This window comes from Streptomyces sp. NBC_00576 (assembly GCF_036345175.1).
In the GTDB taxonomy this organism is placed as follows: Bacteria; Actinomycetota; Actinomycetes; order Streptomycetales; family Streptomycetaceae; genus Streptomyces.
On sequence record NZ_CP107780.1, the window covers coordinates 1,268,068 to 1,288,024 of the forward strand.

10 protein-coding genes are annotated in these 19,957 nt (G+C 68.2%); 5 read left to right on the plus strand and 5 right to left on the minus strand.

Features of this window, described 5'->3' with window-relative positions; genetic code table 11:
* The first annotated feature begins 47 nt into the window (after positions 1 to 47).
* The 4 genes from OG734_RS05370 to OG734_RS05385 all read left to right on the plus strand — a co-directional run bounded on the left by OG734_RS05370 (position 48) and on the right by OG734_RS05385 (position 6,084).
* Positions 48 to 1,400, plus strand: coding sequence for a lysine N(6)-hydroxylase/L-ornithine N(5)-oxygenase family protein (locus OG734_RS05370; protein WP_330286299.1), 1,353 nt, complete (start codon positions 48 to 50; stop codon positions 1,398 to 1,400).
* Positions 1,401 to 1,499: 99 nt separating this feature from the next.
* Positions 1,500 to 3,197 (plus strand): ABC transporter ATP-binding protein, encoded by a 1,698-nt coding sequence (locus OG734_RS05375; protein ID WP_330286300.1) that lies wholly within the window; start codon positions 1,500 to 1,502, stop codon positions 3,195 to 3,197.
* Entirely contained in the window at positions 3,194 to 5,023 is a 1,830-nt protein-coding gene (locus OG734_RS05380; protein WP_330286301.1) for an ABC transporter ATP-binding protein, read from the plus strand. Before OG734_RS05375 ends, OG734_RS05380 begins: the two co-directional genes overlap by 4 nt.
* Positions 5,023 to 6,084, plus strand: a complete 1,062-nt coding sequence (locus tag OG734_RS05385; RefSeq protein WP_330286302.1) for an iron-siderophore ABC transporter substrate-binding protein — start codon at positions 5,023 to 5,025, stop codon at positions 6,082 to 6,084. Before OG734_RS05380 ends, OG734_RS05385 begins: the two co-directional genes overlap by 1 nt.
* Positions 6,085 to 6,151: 67 nt before the next feature.
* Here the strand turns inward: OG734_RS05385 and OG734_RS05390 are convergent, their stop codons facing one another.
* Positions 6,152 to 7,657, minus strand: coding sequence for a family 43 glycosylhydrolase (locus tag OG734_RS05390; protein ID WP_330286303.1), 1,506 nt, complete (start codon positions 7,655 to 7,657; stop codon positions 6,152 to 6,154).
* Positions 7,658 to 7,925: 268 nt separating this feature from the next.
* Here OG734_RS05390 and OG734_RS05395 point away from each other — a divergent pair, with 268 nt between their 5' ends.
* Positions 7,926 to 13,142 carry a family 43 glycosylhydrolase gene (locus OG734_RS05395; protein ID WP_330286304.1) on the plus strand — a complete coding sequence of 1,739 codons (5,217 nt, stop codon included), beginning with the start codon at positions 7,926 to 7,928 and terminating at the stop codon, positions 13,140 to 13,142.
* A 268-nt stretch (positions 13,143 to 13,410) separates the two neighbouring features.
* Here the strand turns inward: OG734_RS05395 and OG734_RS05400 are convergent, their stop codons facing one another.
* The 4 genes from OG734_RS05400 to OG734_RS05415 form a co-directional block, all read right to left on the minus strand.
* Positions 13,411 to 14,598, minus strand: coding sequence for an ABC transporter ATP-binding protein (locus OG734_RS05400; protein WP_330286305.1), 1,188 nt, complete (start codon positions 14,596 to 14,598; stop codon positions 13,411 to 13,413).
* A 90-nt stretch (positions 14,599 to 14,688) separates the two neighbouring features.
* Positions 14,689 to 15,522 carry a carbohydrate ABC transporter permease gene (locus OG734_RS05405; protein WP_330286306.1) on the minus strand — a complete coding sequence of 278 codons (834 nt, stop codon included), beginning with the start codon at positions 15,520 to 15,522 and terminating at the stop codon, positions 14,689 to 14,691.
* A complete protein-coding gene (locus OG734_RS05410; RefSeq protein WP_330286307.1) occupies positions 15,522 to 16,481 on the minus strand; it encodes a carbohydrate ABC transporter permease in 960 nt (319 codons plus the stop codon). Before OG734_RS05410 ends, OG734_RS05405 begins: the two co-directional genes overlap by 1 nt.
* A gap of 70 nt (positions 16,482 to 16,551) precedes the next feature.
* Positions 16,552 to 17,862 carry an ABC transporter substrate-binding protein gene (locus OG734_RS05415; RefSeq protein ID WP_330286308.1) on the minus strand — a complete coding sequence of 437 codons (1,311 nt, stop codon included), beginning with the start codon at positions 17,860 to 17,862 and terminating at the stop codon, positions 16,552 to 16,554.
* Positions 17,863 to 19,957: the final 2,095 nt, after the last annotated feature.

The following is a 19,957-nucleotide window of genomic DNA, read 5'->3' on the forward strand; positions in this document are numbered from 1 at the left end:
GCTAACCTTATTTACTATCAGTGGCGCCTAGGGGAAGGGAAGTTGCGGTGAACGCACTGCACGACGAACCGGACGCCGTCCATGACGTGCTCGGTATCGGCTTCGGTCCGTCAAATCTGGCGCTGGCCATAGCCATCGCGGAACACAACGCACAAGCCGTGCCTGAGGAGCGGATTCACGCCGAGTTTCTGGAACGCCAGCCAAGGTTCGGCTGGCACCGCGGCATGCTCATCGACGACGCGACCATGCAGGTGTCCTTTCTCAAGGACCTGGTCACCATGCGCAATCCGACCAGCGATTTCAGCTTCCTGTGCTTCCTGCGGGACCGCGGCCGGCTGGTGGACTTCCTCAACGCGAAGACCCTCTTCCCGCTGCGGATCGAGTTCCACGAGTACTTCGAGTGGGCGGCCGCCCGGGTCGCGGACCAGGTCACCTACGACGCCGAAGTGGTGTCCGTGGAGCCCGTACTGACCGAGGGCGGCGAGATCCGCTGGTTCGACGTGGTCAGCCGTGTGCCGGGCGATCCGGAGCGTACGGTGGTCCGCCGGGCCCGCAACATCTCGGTGGCCGTCGGTCTCGAGCCGCACGTCCCGCCGGGCACCGCCCTGTCGGACCGCATCTGGCACAACAGCGAACTGGTCCCCCGCACCCGCGAGTTGAGCGGAACGGGTGCCTCGGTGGACCGCATTCTCGTCCTCGGCGCTGGTCAGAGCGGCGCCGAAGCGGTCGACTACCTGCATCGCTCCTTCCCCGATACCGAGGTCTGCGCGGTCTTCGCCAAGTACGGCTACACGCCCGCCGACGACAGTCCCTTCGCCAACCGGATCTTCGACCCGGAGGCAGTGGACGTCTACTTCCGGTCCCGGCCGGAGGTGAAGCAGTCCCTGCACGACTACCACCGCAGCACCAACTACTCGGTGGTCGACATGGACCTGATCGAGACGCTGTACGCCACCATGTACCGCGAGAAGGTCCAGGGCAACGAGCGGCTGCGGATGCGCAACGTCTCCCGCATCCGGGACGTCGAGCAGCTCAACGACCGGCTGGACGTCACCGTCGAGTATCTCCCCACCGGAGAACGGGAGGTGCTCTCCTGCGACGTCCTCGTGCACGCCACCGGCTACCGCCCCCGCGACCTCGACACCATGCTCGGCAGAGCCGCCAAGCTCTGCCTGCGGGACGACAACGACGCCGTACGGGTCGGCCGGGACCACCGGGTCGAGGTCTCGCCCGAAGTCACCGCCGGCATCTACCTCCAGGGCGCGACCGAGCACACGCACGGTCTCACCTCGACCCTGCTGTCGACGACCGCCGTGCGCTCGGGGGAGATCCTCGACTCCCTGCTCGACCGTCGCACGAGCGGGGTGACTGTGAGCACTGGGCAGGCGTCATCAACTTAAGGTAGCCTCACCTAAGTTTTAGGCCTGCCCAAGTTGCACGCACCCACACTCGGGCAGGCCACACGGCCCCAACTGTCGTCCGATCCCGGAGGGGTACGGGTGAGTAGTCCTTCACAGCTGTCGGGGCGGGACGTCCTGCGGCAGGCAGTCAGAGGGCAACGGCGCGACGTCGCCCTCGGCGCACTGCTCGGCTCCGGCCATCAGCTGGGCGAAGTGATGGTGCCCGTCGTGATCGGTCTGGTCATCGACCGCGCCGTCACGGGCTCCGACACCGGCGCCCTGCTGCGCTGGCTCGCCGTCCTCGCCTTCGTCTACGTCGGTCTCGCGCTCAGCTGGCGCTTCGGCGCCTGGTCCACCGACCGGGCCGCCGCCCAGGCCGAACACACCCTCCGCATCACCCTCGTACGCCGGGTCCTGGCCCCTGGGGGCGGTGCGGAGGAGGGCCGGCTGCCCGGCGCCCTCGCCAACATCGCCACCGAGGACGCCAAACGCGTCGGCGCCGTCAACATGGCGACCATGGCCGGGATTTCGGCTCTCGCCGGCCTCCTCGTGGGCGCGGTCGTCCTGCTGCGCATGTCCGTCACGCTCGGGCTCGTCGTGCTGCTCGGCACGCCCGTGCTGCTGTGGCTGGGCCATCTGCTGAGCAAGCCACTGGAGTCACGCAGCGAGGCCGAGCAGGAGCGGGCCGCGCACGCCTCGGCCGTCGCCGCCGACCTGGTGGCCGGCCTGCGCATCCTCAAGGGCATCGGCGGCGAGTCCACGGCGCTGGCCCGCTACCGCACCACCAGCCGCGACTCCCTCCAGGCCACCCTGAAGGCCGCCCGCGCGCAGGCATTCCAGAGCGGCATGGTGCTCGCCCTCACCGGCTGTCTGATCGCCGCCGTCGCCCTGGTCGGTGGCCGGCTCGCCACCCAAGGGGACATCAGCCTGGGCCAGTTGGTGTCGGCGGTCGGGCTCGCCCTCTTCCTCGTCGGCCCGCTGGAGACTCTCGCGTGGGTCAACGCCGAGCTCGCCCAGGGCCGCGCCTCGGCCACCCGTATCGCGGAGGTACTGGCCGCCCCGCACAACGTCACCCCGGGCACGGCGACCCTCGCCGAGCCGGTGCGCGGCGCGATCCGCCTCACCGGTGTCAGCCTCGGCGGCCTCAAGGGCCTCGACCTCGACATCGCACCGGGTGAGCTGCTCGGCGTGGTCGCGACCGACCCCGCCCACGCGACCGACCTGCTGCGCTGCCTGGCCCGACGCTCCGACCCCGAGTCGGGCACCGTCGAGCTGGACGGCGTCCCCCTGCGGGATCTGGACCCGGCCGAGCTGCGCACCGCGGTGCTGGTCGCCGAGCACGACGCCGACCTCTTCGAGGGCACCCTCCGGGGGAACGTCACCGCGGCCGCCCCCCACGCCGCCGACCCTGAACCGGCGATGACCGCGGCGGGCGTGGCCCAGGTCGCGCAGAGCCTGCCGGACGGCGAGGACACCGCGGTCAGTGAGCGGGGCCGCTCGCTCTCCGGCGGCCAGCGTCAACGCGTCGCGCTGGCAAGGGCGTTGGCGGCCGACCGGCCCGTCCTGGTGGTCCACGATCCGACCACCGCCGTCGACACGGTGACCGAGGCGGGCATCGCCACCGGCGTCCGGGAGATCCGCAAGGGCCGTACGACGGTGCTGGTCACCAACAGTCCCGCGCTGCTGTCGGTCACCGACCGGGTCGTGCTGTTGGAGGACGGGCAGGTCACCGACATCGCCTCACACGCCGACCTGATCCACCGTCACGAGACCTACCGAGCGGCGGTGCTGTCATGAGCGGCCAGGAATTCTCCGGCGGGGCGCGGGAGTTGCTCCCCACGGCGACACCCCGGCGTACCCGTGGCGCGGTCCGCGAACTGGTCCGACCGCACCGCTCGCTCGCCCTCGGCGCCTTCGCCGTGATGGTCGCGGCGACCGCTGTAGGGCTGCTCGTCCAGCCGCTCCTGGGCCGCATGGTGGACATGGTCGCCGACCACCGCCCGCCGGACGACCTGACCCTCCCCGTTGTTCTCCTGATCGTGGTGGCCGTCGCCCAGGGCGTCTCCACCACGCTCGGGTTGTCCCTGGTGTCCCGACTCGGGGAGACCGTGCTGGCGCAGCTGCGCGAACGGTTCGTCGAGCGGGCGCTGCGGCTGCCCCTGGAGCAGGTGGAGAAGGCCGGGTCCGGCGACCTCAACGCCCGTGTCACCAGGGATGTTTCGGTGGTCGGCGAGGCGGTGCGGGGCGCGCTGCCCGAGCTGGCCCGCTCACTGCTCGCCATCGTGCTGACGTTCGCCGCGATGGCCGCACTGGACTGGCACTTCCTGCTGGCCGCGCTGCTCGCGGTACCCATCCAGGCGGGGACCGCGCGCTGGTACGTACGCAACGCCGTACCGCTGTACGCCGAGCAGCGCATCGCCATGGGAGCCCAGCAGCAGCAGTTGCTGGACACCATCGCGGGCGCCGGCACCGTACGGGCGTTCCGGCTGGAGGAATCGCACACCGAGTCCGTCACCCGACGTTCGTCCGCCGCGGTCGCGTTGACGATGCGGGGCGTGCGGCTGGTGCTCGACTTCTACAACCGGCTGCACCTCGCCGAGTACACCGGCCTCACCGCGGTCCTGGTCACCGGGTTCCTGCTGGTGCGCGCCGACTCCGTGTCCATCGGTACGGCCACGGCCGCCGCGCTCTACTTCCACAGCCTCTTCGGCCCGGTCAACCAGGCCCTCGCGCTGCTCGACGACGCCCAGTCCGCGACGGCCGCGCTGGCCCGGCTGGTCGGCGTCACGGACATACCCGAGCCCGAGGCCGCTCCCCCGGCGCCCACCGCGCAGCAGCGCGAGCCCGGTACGGTCACCGTGACCGGCGTCCACCACGAGTACGTACCCGGGCGTCCCGTCCTTCGGGACGTTCATCTCACGCTCGCGGCCGGGGAACGGGTCGCGCTGGTGGGGCCGAGCGGGGCGGGCAAGACGACGCTCGCCAAGCTCATCGCGGGGGTGCACGAGCCGACCGCCGGCACGGTTTTGCTGACCGGCGTGTCAACGTCCGCCGAGAGCCTGCCGGTTGCCCTGGTCACCCAGGAGACGCATGTCTTCGCGGGCCCGCTCGCCGACGATCTGCGTCTCGCGCGCGCCGAGGCGACGGACGAAGCTCTGCGCACCGCCCTCACCGAAGTGGACGCGCTGGGCTGGGTGTTGGCGCTGCCCGAGGGTCTGGCCACCGTCGTCGGGGAGGGCGGGCATCGGCTCACCGCCGCCCAGGTGCAGCAACTCGCCCTGGCCCGGCTGGTGCTGGCGGATCCGCCGGTCGCCGTACTGGACGAGGCGACGGCCGAGGCAGGCAGTAGCGGTGCGCGGCTGCTGGAGAAGGCCGCCGACCGGGCGATCGAGAACCGCACCGCGCTCGTGGTCGCCCACCGTCTCACCCAGGCCGCCGACTCGGACCGGATCGTCGTCATGGACGGCGGCCGCATCGTGGAGAGCGGCACCCATGACGAGCTGTGCGCGGCGGCCGGCACCTACGCCCTCCTGTGGCAGGCCTGGTCCGGTACCCGTACGACAGCCGAGAAGCCCCCCACGCGCCCCAGCACCGACACAACCACCACCGTGAAGGACCACTGATGTTCGGCTCTCCCAGAGGCACTCGGCTCGCCGCAACGCTCACCTCCGTACTGCTCCTCTTCGGCACCGCCGCCGCCTGCGGCTCCGACGACGACTCCGGCACGGCGGGCTCCGCGGCAGACGCGTCCGCCAACTCCGCCTTCCCGGTGACCCTTTCGCACAAGTACGGCAGCACCACGATCAAGTCCGAGCCGAAGCGGATCGTCACGGTCGGTCTGACCGACCAGGACGCCGTGCTCGCGCTGGGCAAGGTGCCGGTCGGTACGACCGAGTGGCTGGGCGGCTACAAGGGGGCCGTCGGCCCGTGGGCGGCGGACAAGCTGGGCAGCGCGGCGGCGCCGACCGTCCTGAAGGACACCGGCACGGGCCCGCAGACCGAGAAGATCGCCGCCCTGCGGCCGGACCTGATCCTCGCGGTCTACGGCGGACTGACGAAGGCGCAGTACGACACCCTGTCGAAGTTCGCCCCGGTGGTGGCCCAGCCGAAGGAGTACAACGACTACGGCGTGCCGTGGCAGAACCAGACCGAGATCATCGGCAAGGCGCTCGGCCAGGAGGCCAAGGCGAAGGAGCTGGTCACCGGCGTCGAGTCCGACTTCAAGAAGGTGGCGGCCGAGCACCCCGAGTTCGCCGGCGCCACCGCCGTGATGGCGACCCCGTACGAGGGCACCTTCGTCTTCGGTAGCCAGGACCCGCGCTCGCGCGTCCTCACGAACCTCGGTTTCAAGCTGCCCACCGACCTGGACAAGGTCATCGGTGACGAGTTCGGCGCCAACATCAGCAAGGAACGCACCGATCTCCTCGACACGGACGCGATCGTGTGGATCGTCTCCGACACCACCAAGGACAGGGCGAAGCTGCGGCAGGACCCCCTGTACGCGGACCTGAAGGTGGCCAAGGAGGACCGTGAGGTCTTCGTCAAGGAGACCAGCGACTACGGCAACTCGGTGTCGTTCGTGTCCGTGCTGAGCCTGCCGTACATGCTGGAGCGGCTGGTCCCGCAACTGTCGGCGGCCGTCGACGGCAAGACGGACACGAAGGTGACCGAGCCGACAAGTTGACAGCCCATCACATAAGTGCGGCCCGACCGGAGTTCCCGGCCGGGCCGCACCCTTCTCCTTCATCGACTCACGTGGTGGGCCTGATCTGCCACTGCTGGCAGTTGTTGCTGAGCCAGGTCCACTGGCGTACGTCGGCGCCGTTCGCGGTGGAGCAGTCGGCGACGTCGGCGACCTTGCCGGTGGACTCGTTGACGATGCGGACATAGTCGCCGGTGGCGGTGTAGACGAGCCTGAACTTCTGGCAGTTGTTGTTCAGCCAGGACCACTGGCGCAGATCGGTGCCGTCGGCCGTGGCGCAGCCCGCGGTGTCCATCACCTTGCCGGTGGCGACGTTGACCAGGCGACTGGTGTCGTTGGCCTGGTCCTCGATGCGCCACTTCTGGTTGGTGCCGCCGTTGCAGGTCCACTGGAAGATGTTGGTGCCGTCGGCGGTGTTCCCGCCTTCCACGTCAAGGCACTTGCCGCTGTTGCGGTTCACCAGCGTGTACGCGGTCGGGGTCGCGGCGGTCTCGCCGGACGGCCCGGGCAGCGTGGTGCCGAGCGCGACGGGGGTGCCGAAGTTCGGCGTGCCGTCCGCGTTCCAGGTGAACTTCTGGGCGCGGGTGGTACGGCCGTTGCCGCAGCCGCCCGAGGCCGAGTTGTTGGCGTGGTAGACGATCCAGTTCTCGGTGCCGTCGGGCGAGGTGAAGAACCCGTTGTGGCCCGGCCCGTAGACCCCGGCGGCGTCGTTGCGCTGGAAGACGGGCGTCTGCTTCTTCGTCCAGGAGGACGCGAGCAGCGGGTCGGTGCCGGTGAGTTCGAGCTGGCCGAGCTTGTAGTCGGCGGTCTGGCAGTAGCTCGCGGAGAAGGTGAGGAAGGTCCGGCCGTCGTGGTAGAGCGGCTCGGGTCCCTCGTTGACGGGCGCCCCGGAGGTCTCCCAGGCCAGCGTCGGCTGCGAGATGAGGCTGAAGGTGGAGCCGCTGACCGTGTAGGGGTTGCTCATCGGCGCGATGACCAGGCTCTGCTTGCTGCCGCCGATGGCACCGCTGCCGACCAGGTAGAGCTTGTTGTTGTACGTCAGCACCGTGGCGTCGATGAGCCAGCCACCCGGGTCGAGGTTGGACCCGGTGAGCTGGTTCTTGAAGGTGTACGGGCCCATCGGATCGGTGCCGGCGCTCTCCACGACGTACGTCCGCTGCTGGTCGCAGCAGGCGGCCCCGCTCGGCGCGCCGGAGTAGTACAGATACCAGTGGCCGTCGAAGAAGTGCAGCTCGGGCGCCCAGAAGTTGTTGTTGCGGGTCGAGGTGGTGTCACTCCAGACCTGCACACTGGGGGCCGTCGCCAGCCCGGCCAGGGTCGGCGACTTGCGCATGGTCAGGACGCCGGTGAAGGACGTGGTGACCAGGTAGTAGTTGCCGTTGTAGTACTCCAGCCAGGGGTCGGCACCCTTCTGGGACTTGACCGGGTTCGTGTACGGCCGCCCCTCGGCCGCGGCGGCGGGCTGGATGCCGACGACAGGTACGAGCAGCGCCAGCAGCGCTGCCAGGAGGGTCAGCCAGCGACGGGTACGGAACACAAACGGGTCCCTTCTCATGGTCACAACGTTCGAAATTCCGGACGATGTACGTAACTTCGACCAGAACATAGGTACGCGAGGTGCACACGTCAACGCTTGTGACAGGTTCGGTTCCGGTTTACATGTCACGCTCAGAAAACAACTTGTCCGACCAGCCGAACGTTGTTCGAAAACTCTTGACGCCCCTGGTCGCATCGATTGACACTCTCGCAACGCGCGGACACACAGACGAAATCTGATGTCTCCCGTTTACCACCCCCGTGTCCGAGCAGAGGAAGCCGAAACGATGCCACTCGCGAGATCACGCGGCCGCAGCAGACCATGGTCGGAAAGGCTCGCCGGACTGACCGCCGCATCGCTTCTCCTCGGCCTCGCCGGGCCGCTGGCCATGTCGGTCCCCGCTCACGCCGCCGCGTCGGACCTCACCGACGGGCTGGCCCTCTGGTACAAGCTCGACGCGGCCTCCGGCACGACCGTCGCCGACGCCTCGGGCAACGGCCGTACCGGCACGGTGAACGGGACCGCCGGCTGGTCCAACTCCGGTGACGGGCTTGCCTTCAACGGATCCGACACCTACATCAAGGTGCCGGACAACATCATGAGCGGCATGAGCTCGATCTCCGTCTCGATGGACGTGAAGATCGACTCCGCCCAGTCCAACCCGTACTTCATCTACGGCTTCGGCAACACCAGCGGCACGGCCGGCAACGGCTATCTGTTCACCACGGGCAACTCGTACCGGACCTCCATCGCCAGCGGCAACTGGTCGACGGAACAGACGACGCGGAACGCGGGCGCGAACCTGCAGCGCGCGGTCTGGAAGCAGATCACCTACACCCAGACCGGCAGCACGGGCGTGCTCTACGAGGACGGCGTGGAGGTGGGCCGCAACACGGCGATCACCCTCACCCCCGGCTCCATCGGCTCGGGCACCACGACCGCCAACTACATAGGCAAGTCGGTCTACCCCGGCGACAATCTCTTCAAGGGCAACATCCGCGACTTCCGCGTCTACAACCGGGCACTGGCGGGCACGGAGGTCGAGGAACTCTCCCTCCCCATCGCCGCGCAGGGCGTCGCCGCCGACAAGTCGGCCCTGACACTGGGCGACACCAGCGCGGTGACCGCCGACCTGACCCTGCCGAGCGCGGGCCCGGCGGGCGGCTCCGCCATCACCTGGGCCACCGACAACGCCTCCGTGGTGTCGTCCTCCGGTGCCGTCACCCGTCCCGCCGCCGGACAGCCTGACGGCCACGCCACGCTCACGGCGACCCTGAAGAAGGGCCCGGCCAGCGACACCAAGACCTTCGACATCACGGTCCCGGCCACCTTCGACGACACGACGGCCACCCAGCAGGCCGCCGACGCGCTGACCGTCCCGAACATCGACGACGTACGCGGCAACCTCACGCTGCCGTCAACGGGCGTCTACGGCACGGCAGTTGCCTGGTCCTCCGCGAACCCGGACGTCATCGCGACGGACGGTGTGGTGCACCGCCCCGCACACGGCGCCGGCGCGACGACGGCTCAGCTGACCGCGACGGTCACCAAGGGCACGGCCACCGCGACCCGCACCCTGACGGCCAAGGTCCCCGAACTCCCCGCGAAGGAAGCCCTCAAGGGCTACATGTTCAGCTACTTCACCGGCGAGGGCACCTCGGACGGCGAACAGCTCTACGCGGCCCTCAGCAAGGGCAACGACCCGCTGAAGTGGCGGGAGTTGAACGACGGCAAGCCCGTCCTGACCTCCACGCTCGGCGAGAAGGGCCTGCGCGACCCGTTCATCATCCGCTCCCCCGAAGGCGACAAGTTCTACCAGATCGCCACCGACCTGCGGATCTACGGCAACGGCGACTGGGACGCCTCCCAACGCACCGGCAGCAAGTCCATCATGGTGTGGGAGTCCACCGACCTGGTCCACTGGACCGACCAGCGCCTGGTGAAGGTCTCCCCCGACTCGGCCGGCAACACCTGGGCGCCGGAGGCGTTCTACGACGCGAAGCTCGGCTCGTACGTCGTCTTCTGGGCCTCGAAGCTGTACGACAACGCCGACCACTCCGGCGACACGTACAACCGCATGATGTACGCGACCACCCGTGACTTCCGCACCTTCAGCCAGCCCAAGGTGTGGATCGACCGCGGCTACTCGGTCATCGACTCCACGATGATCAAGGACTCCGACACCTACTACCGCTTCTCGAAGGACGAGCGGAACAACTCCTCCTCGACGCCCAACAGCAAGTTCATCTTCGAGGAGAAGAGCGACTCGATCCTCAACCCGTCCTACGACTTCGTCGCCGAGGGCATCGGCAAGGGCGCGATGAGCGCGGCCGAGGGCCCGCTGGTCTTCAAGTCCAACTCCGAGGAGAAGTGGTACCTGTTCGCCGACGAGTTCGGCGGCCGCGGGTACATCCCGTTCGAGTCGACGGACCTCGCGTCGGGTGTGTGGACTCCCTCCACGAACTACGACCTCCCCTCAAAGCCCCGCCACGGCACGGTACTTCCGGTCACGCAGGCCGAGTACGACCGTCTGCTGCGCTCCTACCAGCCGGACCAACTCGTCGCATCCGTCGAGGACATCACGGTGAAGACGCGCACGGGTGAGGCCCCGGTCCTCCCGGCCACGGTCATCGCCACCTACGCGGACGGCGTCAAGCGGCCCGTCTCCGTCACCTGGGACGCCGTCCCCGCGTCGGCGTACGCCCAGCCCGGCACCTTCACGGTGATCGGCTCCCTCCCGAACGGCGAGGCCCTCCCGGTCCACGCCACGGTCACAGTCTCGGCCGAGGGCCCGGACGTACCGGCCGACCTGGTCCTGCACTACGACTTCGACGAGACGGGCGGCAACATCGCCCGTGACTCCAGCGGCCACGGCTACCACGGCACCTACGTCCGAACTCCCGACTTCGGTACGGGAGTCGAGGGCGGCTCCTTCAAGATGTCCGGCGGCAACAGCTCGTCCACGTCGCCGTACGTCAGCATCCCGAACGGCGTCCTCAAGGACACGAACAGCGTCACCGTCTCCACGTACGTGAAGTGGAAGGGCGGGGACAACTTCCAGTGGCTGTTCGGCCTGGGCCCGGACAGCAACAAGTACCTGTTCGCCACGCCGTCCAACGGCAGCGGCAAGCTCTTCTCCGCGATCACCAAGGCGACCTGGTCCGGCGAGAAGCAGATGATCGGCGGCGCCCCGCTCACCGCCGGCCAGTGGAAGCACGTGACGGTCACCCTGGACGGGGCCTCCGGCACGGCGATCCTCTACGTCGACGGCGCCGAGGCGGCCCGGGTCAACGGCATCACCATCAAACCGTCCGACCTGTACGACGCGGCCAAGGGCTACTCCGGCTACATCGGCAAGTCGATGTACTCGCCCGACCCGTACTTCGGCGGCGAGGTCGACGACTTCCGGATCTACAACCGGGCGCTCTCCCCGGCCGAGGTCCTGGAGATCAGCGGCAACACCACCGGGATCGCCGGGGCGACCCACCCGGCGCTCAAGGTCGACGCGATCATCACCGACAAGGACAGCAAGATCGTCCTGCCGCTCACCCCGGGCAGCAATGTCAAGGCCCTGGCACCGGAGTTCACCCTGGCCCACGGCGCGAGCATCAGCCCCGCCTCCGGCACCCTGCACGACTTCACCAAGCCGGTGACGTACGAGGTGACCGGCTCCGACGGCAAGAAGCGCACCTGGACGGTGTCGGCCGTGGTGATGAGGAGCCCGGTGCTGCCGGGTCTGAACGCCGACCCGAACATCGTGCGCTTCGGCGACACCTTCTACATCTACCCGACCACCGACGGCTTCGAGGGCTGGAGCGGTACGCAGTTCAAGGCGTACTCCTCCACCGACCTGGTCCACTGGAAGGACCACGGCATCATCCTCGACCTCGGTCCCGACATCAGCTGGGCGGACAGCCGCGCCTGGGCGCCGACCATGGAGGAGAAGAACGGCAAGTACTACTTCTACTTCTGCGCCGACGCGAACATCGGCGTGGCGGTGTCGGACTCGCCGACGGGCCCCTTCAAAGACGCCCTGGGCAAGCCGCTGCTGAAGGCCGGTGACCACCCGGGCCAGATGATCGACCCGGCGGTCTTCACCGACGACGACGGCCAGTCGTACCTGTACTGGGGCAACGGCAGGGCCTACGTGGTGCCGCTCAACGCGGACATGGTCTCCTTCGACGCCTCGAAGGTCACCGACATCACGCCGAGCAACTACAACGAGGGCTCGTTCGTCATCAAGCGCAACGGGACCTACTACCTCATGTGGTCGGAGAACGACACCCGCGACGAGAACTACCAGGTTGCCTACGCGACCGGTTCCTCGCCGACGGGCCCCTGGACCAAGCGCGGTGTGATCCTGGAGAAGGACCTCTCCCTGGGCATCAAGGGCCCGGGCCACCACTCGGTGGTCCACGTCCCGAACACCGACGACTGGTACATCGCCTACCACCGCTTCGCCATCCCCGGCGGTGACGGCATGCACCGCGAAACAACCATCGACAAGCTGGAGTTCGACGCCAACGGTCTGATCAAGAAGGTGATCCCGACCCTGTCGAGCATCGACCCGGTGACGATCGTCCACGCGGGCGCCGACACAACGGGCCAGGAAGGCAGCGCGATCCCGCTCACGGGCACCATCTCCGGGGCAGGAAAGCCGAGTTGGAGCGTGAGCCCGACAACCCCCTGCACGCTCTCCAGCAGGACCACGATCCCGACGTCCATCACCTGCCAGGACAACGGCACGTACGAGGTCACACTGACGGGCGGCCGCAGCAAGGACACCCTGACGGTGACCGTCACCAACGCGCCCCCGTCGATCACCTCGGTCCAGGGCCCGAAGACCCCGGTCCCGGCGGGCAAGAGCACCCCGGTCCGCATCTCGGCGAAGTTCACCGACCCGGGCCGCGCCGACACCCACACCTGCAAGATCGACTGGAAGGACGGCACCACCCCGACCTCCGGCAAGGTCACGAACGGCACCTGTGAGGCGAGCCACGCCTACCTGAAGGCGGGCATCCTCCGCCCGACGATCACGGTGACGGACGACGACAAGGCCGCGGCCACCGTTCAGCTCCCCGAGCTGATCGTGTTCGACCCCAAGGCCGGCGCCTCGGGCAACAGCGTGATCACATCCCGGGCGGGCTCCTACCCGGCCGACCCGAAGCTGACCGGCAAGGGGGCCTTCTCCTTCGGCGCCACCTACCGGAAGGGCGCCACGGTCCCGACCGGCACGGCGTCCTTCGACTTCACGGCAGCCGGGAAGTCCAAGACAAACGTGCGGTTGCGCGCCACGTCTTCCGACTGGCTGCTGGTCACCGGCTCCACGGCGGAGTACCAGGGCTCCGGCTCGGTCAACGGCAAGAGCGGCTACGTCTTCCGCATCACGGTGACGGACGGGCCTGACACGTTCCGCATCCGGATCTGGAAGAAGTCCACGGGGGATGTCGTCTACGACAACCGCACGGGGGCCGCGACGAAGGGCATCGTCCTCAGCCGCTAGGCCAGAGGTACTGATCGCGCCAGACAGCTGAACCTGAGGGCGCGCACACCGAGTGGGGCATGACCGCCCGCTCGATGTGCGCGCCCTCGGCGTTCCGCTGCCCGATTTCAGAACAGCGTCTTGCACCGGCCGCCGGTGGCGCCTGAACACCACGCGCCACCTCCACAGGGAACACCCCTGTCCGGGACACCTGCGCAGTCGGCAAAGACCAGCCGCCTCTTGAGTCGCCGGGTACATGGATGCGGATCGCGCCCTGTGATGTGCATCGTCAGTCCGCCCTCACTGGATGCGTGAGGTTCGCTCCGGTCGCCGGGTCGAACACGTGGGCCTTGGCCATGTCGACCCGCAGCTCTACCGGTTCGCCCTCACGGGCACGCGTGGCGGCGTCCAGGCGGGCCACGATGTGATGGGTGTCGGCGCCGGTGTCACGCAGGCCCGAGTCCTTGGCGAGCTCCTCCAGTTCGGCGGTCGTCGCGGGCCCGCCCTCCGCGGTGAAGTAGACGTACACATCGGAGCCCAGCGACTCCAGTACCTCCACGATGGCGGTGAAGACCGGGCCCGTCCGATCCCGGTCGTGTGACACGGCCACGTCCTCGAATGTCTCCGGTCGTAGCCCGACGATGACCTCACGGGGCGCGTTCTGCCTTTCCAGCGCCTGCCTCGTACGGTCGTCGAGGATCAGGTCGCCCAGGGGCGAGCGCAGGGCACTACCCTCCAAAGTGGCGTTCAGGAAGTTCATCGCCGGGGAGCCGATGAAGCCCGCGACAAAGATGTTGCGCGGCAAGTCGTACAGTTCGGCAGGTGTGCCGATCTGCTGGACCAGGCCCTGTCTCATGACCACGACGCGATCGCCGAGCGTCATCGCCTCGGTCTGGTCGTGGGTGACGTACACGGTGGTCGTGCCGAGGCTCCGCTGCAGCCGGGAGATCTGAGTGCGCATCTGTACCCGGAGTTTGGCGTCCAGGTTGGACAGCGGCTCGTCCATCAGGAACGCTTTGGGATCACGGACGATCGCCCGCCCCATGGCCACCCGCTGGCGCTGACCGCCCGAGAGGTTGGCGGGCTTGCGGTCCAGGTGCTCGGTGAGGTCGAGGATCCGGGCGGCTTCCGTCACCTTGGCGTTGATGGTGTCCTTGTCCACCTTGGCCAGGCGCAGCGGGAAGCCCATGTTCTCCCGGACGTTCATGTGCGGGTACAGGGCATAGCTCTGGAACACCATGGCGACGTCGCGTTCCTTGGGAGCCAGGTCGTTGACGACCCGGTCTCCGATGCGCAGGGTGCCCTCGGTGATGTCCTCAAGTCCGGCGATCATGTTCAGGGTGGTGGACTTGCCGCATCCCGACGGACCGACCAGGATCACGAACTCCCCGTCGGCGATCTCGAGGTCCACGTCCTTCACAGCGAGGGCCCCGTCGGGAAAGCGCTTGGTGACTCCCTCGAGGATGATCTCGGCCATGGATGGTGCCTCCTTGCCTTGATGCCTTCCGGGTCCGAGCACTGCGGTCGGTGTCTCGGGCCGGTGGCCTGTCTGCCGCGGTCGGCCCGTTCACCCCTTGACTGCCCCGGAGGTCAGTCCGGCGACGATCCGCCGCTGGAAGAACAGGACGAAAACGATGATCGGGATGGTGATGACCACAGCGGCGGCGGCGATCGACCCTGTGGGCTGCTGGAACTGGGAGCTCCCGGTGAAGAACGCGATCGCGGCCGGCACAGTGCGCGCGGACTCGGTGGAAGTCAGCGAGATCGCGAACAGGAAGTCGTTCCAGCAGAAGATGAACACGAGAATGGCCGTGGTGAACACGCCCGGCGCGGCCAGCGGCACGATGACCATCCGGAATGCCTGCGCGGGCGTCGCCCCGTCGACCTTGGCGGCCTTCTCCAGATCCCAGGGGATCTCCCGGAAGAAAGCCGACAGGGTGTAGATCGCGAGCGGCAGGGAGAAGGTCATGTACGGAATGATCAGCCCGACCCAGGTGTCGAAGATCCCGATGATCCGCTCAATGTTGAACAGTGGTGACACCAGGGAGATCGGGGGGAACATGGCGATCAGCAGTGACATGCCGATGAGCACCCGCTTGCCGGGGAAGCGCAGCCTGGCCACCGCGTAGGCGGCCATGGTGCCCAGCGCCACCGCGATCACCGTGGCGATCAGGGCGATACCGATCGAGTTGATCAGCGCGCGGGTGAACTCGGCGGTCTCGAAGATGCCCCGGTAGTTCTCCCAGGTCCAGTCCGTGGGGACGTAGTTGCCGTCCGTCAGGGTGGCGGGGTCCTTGAACGACAGCGCGGCGATCCACCACACCGGGAACAGGGCGTACAGCACCACCACCACGTTCAGGACACCCCATCGGGCGGCATGAGTTTTTCCTGCCGCGGCCATCAGCGCTTCATCTCCGTGCCGGGCGCGGCGGTGCCGAACAGTTTGACGAAGGTGAAGGCGATGATCCCGACGCAGATGAAGATCAGGACCGAGATCGCCGACCCGATGCCCAGGTTCAGCGCGGTGAACAGGTTGTCGTAACCGAGGATGGACAGCGAGCCGGTCCCGTGGGCGCCCGCGGTCAGGACGTAGATGTTGTCGAAGATCCGGAACGCGTCCAGTGTGCGGAAGAGCAGTGCCACCAGGATGGCCGGTTTCATCAGCGGCAGTATGACCTTGGTGAACCGCTGCCAGGCGGTGGCACCGTCCACCATGGCCGCCTTCAAGGTCTCCTCGGGGACCAGCGCGAGGCCCGCGAGCAGCAGCAGGGCCATGAACGGCGTCGTCTTCCACACCTCGGCGAGGATGATGAGCCAGAGGGCGGGCCACTGCTCGGTCAGCGGGGCCTCCCCGCTGGGCAACAGTGCGGCGAGGTATCCGAGCTCCGGGGTCCAGGCGTACTGCCAGGAGAAGGCGGCGACCACGGTGACGATCCCGTACGGAATGAGGACCGACGTGCGGACGACGCCGCGCCAGAAGATCGTGCGATGCATCACCAGGGCGAGCCCCATGCCGAGGACCAGCTCGATCGCCACGGACACGGCGGTGATGAACAGCGTGACCCAGAAGGCATCCCACCAGAACGGGGAGGACAGCACTGCCCCGTAGTTGCTCAGGCCCACGAACTCAGCCCGTCCGGGAAAGCGCAGGTCGTACCGCTGGAGGGACAGATAGACGGCGTACCCGATGGGGTATGCGGTCACGGCGATCATGACGACGACCGCGGGCGCGCAGAGCAGCCAGCCGAGCCGCCGCTCCTGCCTGGCGCCCGCCGAGAGCGCAGCCCGGTCCGGCCCCGCCTGCTCCGTCTCCGCGTCGGGGGGCAGCGGGGCTCCGGCCGGTTGCGCCCGCGTGCTCATCTTGGGCCGTCCGAGGACGAGGCCCGCGCACCGCGGTGTCGGCTGACGGAGTGGTGCGGAAGGAGGTGGTTCACGGGATCACACCCTCGGATCGCAAGGCATCGTCGATCTGCTCCCTGATGGTGTTGACGGAGTTCTCCGGTTTGATCCCGGACGGCGGAGACAGCGTGTGGGAGACCGCGATCGACACGTTCTGGTAGGCGGGAGTGAGCGGGCGCACGCTCGCCGACTCCAGGGCGGCCAGCACTTCCCGGGAGAAGGGGTATTCCTTCATGAACGCGGGTTCGTCGTACAGGGCGCGCAGGGTGGGCGGCAGACCGCCCTCGAGAGCGGCGGTGAGCTGGTTCTCCCGGTTGCGCAGGCACAGCGCCGCCTCGAAGGCCAGATCGGGGTGGCGCGAGTAGGCGCTCACGGCCAGGTCGATGCCGCCGATGGTGGGCCGTGCCGGGCGGTTGGCGTCGACCCGAGGGTACGGCGCCCAGCGGAAGTTCTTGAACAGCTCGGGGTTGTTCGCCTTCATCGAGGGATAGACGAACGGGTAGTTGAGCTCGAACGCCGCCACCCCCGACTCCATTGCGAGGCGGTTCTGGTCCTCCATCTGGTTTGACAGGGAAGGGTCCGCGGCCGGGGACTTCGCCAGATCACGCATGATCCCGGCGGCCCGCACGGCAGGAGGACCGAGGGAGGGCTCGGTCGCGCTCGCGTTGAGGATGGAGCCGCCTGCACTGTTGATCAGCGTGTTGAACCAGACGGTCAGGCCCTCGTACTGGGCGCCCTGGATCTCCACGAAGTGTGGTTTGCCCTGCCGGGCGAGGGCGCCGGCCATCTCCAGCATCTCGGCCCAGGTCCTGGGTGGGGTGGGCACCAGGTCCTTGCGGTACCACAGGAGCTGGGTGTTGGTGTTGTACGGGACGGCGTACAGCTTGCCTTTCCAGGTCGAGGTCTGCAGCGGTACGCGCAGGGTGCCCTTGATGGCCTGCTGCTTCGCCGCCCCCGTCCATTCCCGGATCCAGCGTGCCTCGGCGAACTCCGCCGCCCAGGTGACGTCCAGGCCCAGGATGTCGAGCGAGTCGTCCTCAGCGGCGAGCCTGCGGACAAGCTGCTGACGCTGGCCGTCCGCGGCGCGCGGGAGCTTGTTGTAGCTGATCCTGTAGCGGCCGCCCGACGCCTGGCTGCACCGGTCGGCCGCCTTCTGCAGCGCACCGGAGTCATCGGGGAAGTTGTACCAGTTGAGGGTGGGCCTACCGGAGCCCTCGTCACTGCCACAAGCAGCGAGCACCGACGCCAGCAACGGCAGTACGGCGAACGCCCGCAGCCATCGCGCCCCCCTGGGGCGTCCCTTCTGACCCGAAACGGGCCGGCAGCCGCACTTCGCGTGCACGCGCTCCACACCTCTCTTCCGGACGGTGGCACGGGACTCGGACCTCGCAGCGTTTGCGCAGCGAACACTAAAGGCCACATAAAGCAAGATCAAGCACATATCGCATCCAATCGCCCAACTTTGCCCACTAGGACTTGCCCGGTCGGTCATGTGCGGAGCCAGGTGACGAGGGCTGCAGCGATTCCGTGGCCTGACGTGCGCTCCGCACGCGATCAGACTGCGGGCCCAATGTCAGTGCGGATCAATAGAGTTGCTCCACCGGCCGCGCCCGTGCGGCCGGACTGGAACACGTATCCGCAGTACACGGTCACCTACGCGGGCGACGCCACACATGTGCCCGGCACGGCGACCGTCATGGTCGAGTTCGTCGGCTGACCAGGCCGCGCAGTTTGCCCGAGCCCGTCACAACGGTGTGGGGCAGATCAGTTCGACCGACAAGGCGTCGTGCGACGAGTTTGCCTACGCCGCTTCCTGCAACTCCGGCGGCATGTCCGCCGGCGTGGGCGGCATGAACGAAGGCGACACCGGCAACGACCGCGTGCAGACCTGTGCCACCGGGTCAAGCAGGGCGAATGGCACCTGTACGACAACGTCCGTGAGGCTGCTCCGACATGGACGCAGGTGTGGCCGCTCGGCCATGTCGGGATAGATCAAACTCCACCTCGATGGGGGCAGCGTTCAGCGGGGGCTTCTCCGGCAAGTACCGGTTGCTGGACAAGGACCCGTACTGGGTGAACTTCCCCCAGTTCGCGCACCACGACGCGTCCAAGGCGACCGTGGCCTGCACGATCTCAAGCCGTGACAGGCTTCTGACCGTTGGTGGGGCACAGCACTGGTTCTCGCTGTGCCCCACCGGCCCCGGCCGCATCGACCAAAGCGGCGACTGGTCGTTCGTCGTGGAGTGCGTGTCGGGCAGTGAAGGCTGGGCCCTGGACCCGGCAGCGTCCAGCGGCGCCGAGGTCCTGATCTTCGAACCACGGCCAGACGATCCACCCTCCTTCTTCAGGGAAGCTCGCCGGCGGTGGGACCGGACCGGGAGACGCCGCACGCTCCGCCGGTCCGATGTGCTTAACGGGCCGCCGTGTTCCAGTGCCCTGCATACAGCCTCTGCCGGCAAAGGATCATAGAACTGAGTAGCAGGGCCGGCCGCGACGGGCGGGGCGCCATCGGACTCTCCGCCCTTGATGTCCCTCGCCACAGTGGCTCGCGCAACTCGACCGAGCACCCGCTTGGCGCCGCCCACCGCCACTACGGTCAGGCCCGCCAGCAGTTGCCCTCCAGCCAGAAGATGGGGAAGTGCGTCCGGCAGGCCACGGAGGCCCGAATCGGTGCACGACAACAGGACCATGCCCATGGCGTACGGCCCGGCCAGCGGTGCAGGGACCGGCACTGTCGTCTGCGGCCACGACCGCCATCGCCCCGACCAGCAGCGTAACCCGTTTCGGCAACAGCGTTCCGGGCCCGGTCCACAACCTCAGTCCGTCAGCGACGGGCATACCGCACAACCCGGCGGTGAACGCCGTCACCGTCCGCAGAAGAGCCGACCGCCGGGACCGGCGCCCGAAGCACTGCGCCCGGGGAGCCAAGGGCAGAACCCACGCCAAAGTCAGGACTACAGCCGGTAGCAGGCCACCGCCGACCGATTCCAGCACCAGCAGGACGAGCCACGCAACCCTTCGGTGTCCAGCCGCTCGGGCAGTCCCGACGGGATGTTGACGGTGTGGGCGGTGAGGGAACCAGCCAGCCGTGCGCGACCGGCCCCTTGTCCAACTCCCGCTCCTCCAGCTCCCGCTCCTCCAGCCGTGCGAAACTGGGCCTCGCTCAGCCTCGGCGGCAAGGCCGGCTGCCGCTGTTGAGAACAGAGCAGGTGTCTTCTGAACAGCCACGCTGTCCCCACAGCGCTCTGGCGGCGCACCCGCTCCCGGTTCGGCCTCTCCCTCATCAGGCCACAGCGGAGCAGCTCCGCCAGTACATTTCGGCTCGCTCCAAGTGCGGCTCGCGAAACGAAACCGGCTGTTGCGAGGCCGGAGGGCGGAAAGTACAGGCTGTAAAACGGCCCCGGGCTGCGCGCGGCCCGCTCGGGGCAGCGACCGCA

What these genes read in the sequence shown, in the direction of transcription:
- OG734_RS05380 (WP_330286301.1), top strand. Translation starts at nt 3,194, where the DNA reads ATGAGCGGCCAGGAATTCTCCGGCGGGGCGCGGGAGTTGCTCCCCACG.
- OG734_RS05385 (WP_330286302.1), top strand. Translation starts at nt 5,023, where the DNA reads ATGTTCGGCTCTCCCAGAGGCACTCGGCTCGCCGCAACGCTCACCTCC.
- OG734_RS05390 (WP_330286303.1), bottom strand. Translation starts at nt 7,657, where the DNA reads ATGAGAAGGGACCCGTTTGTGTTCCGTACCCGTCGCTGGCTGACCCTC.
- OG734_RS05395 (WP_330286304.1), top strand. Translation starts at nt 7,926, where the DNA reads ATGCCACTCGCGAGATCACGCGGCCGCAGCAGACCATGGTCGGAAAGG.
- OG734_RS05400 (WP_330286305.1), bottom strand. Translation starts at nt 14,598, where the DNA reads ATGGCCGAGATCATCCTCGAGGGAGTCACCAAGCGCTTTCCCGACGGG.
- OG734_RS05405 (WP_330286306.1), bottom strand. Translation starts at nt 15,522, where the DNA reads ATGGCCGCGGCAGGAAAAACTCATGCCGCCCGATGGGGTGTCCTGAAC.
- OG734_RS05410 (WP_330286307.1), bottom strand. Translation starts at nt 16,481, where the DNA reads ATGAGCACGCGGGCGCAACCGGCCGGAGCCCCGCTGCCCCCCGACGCG.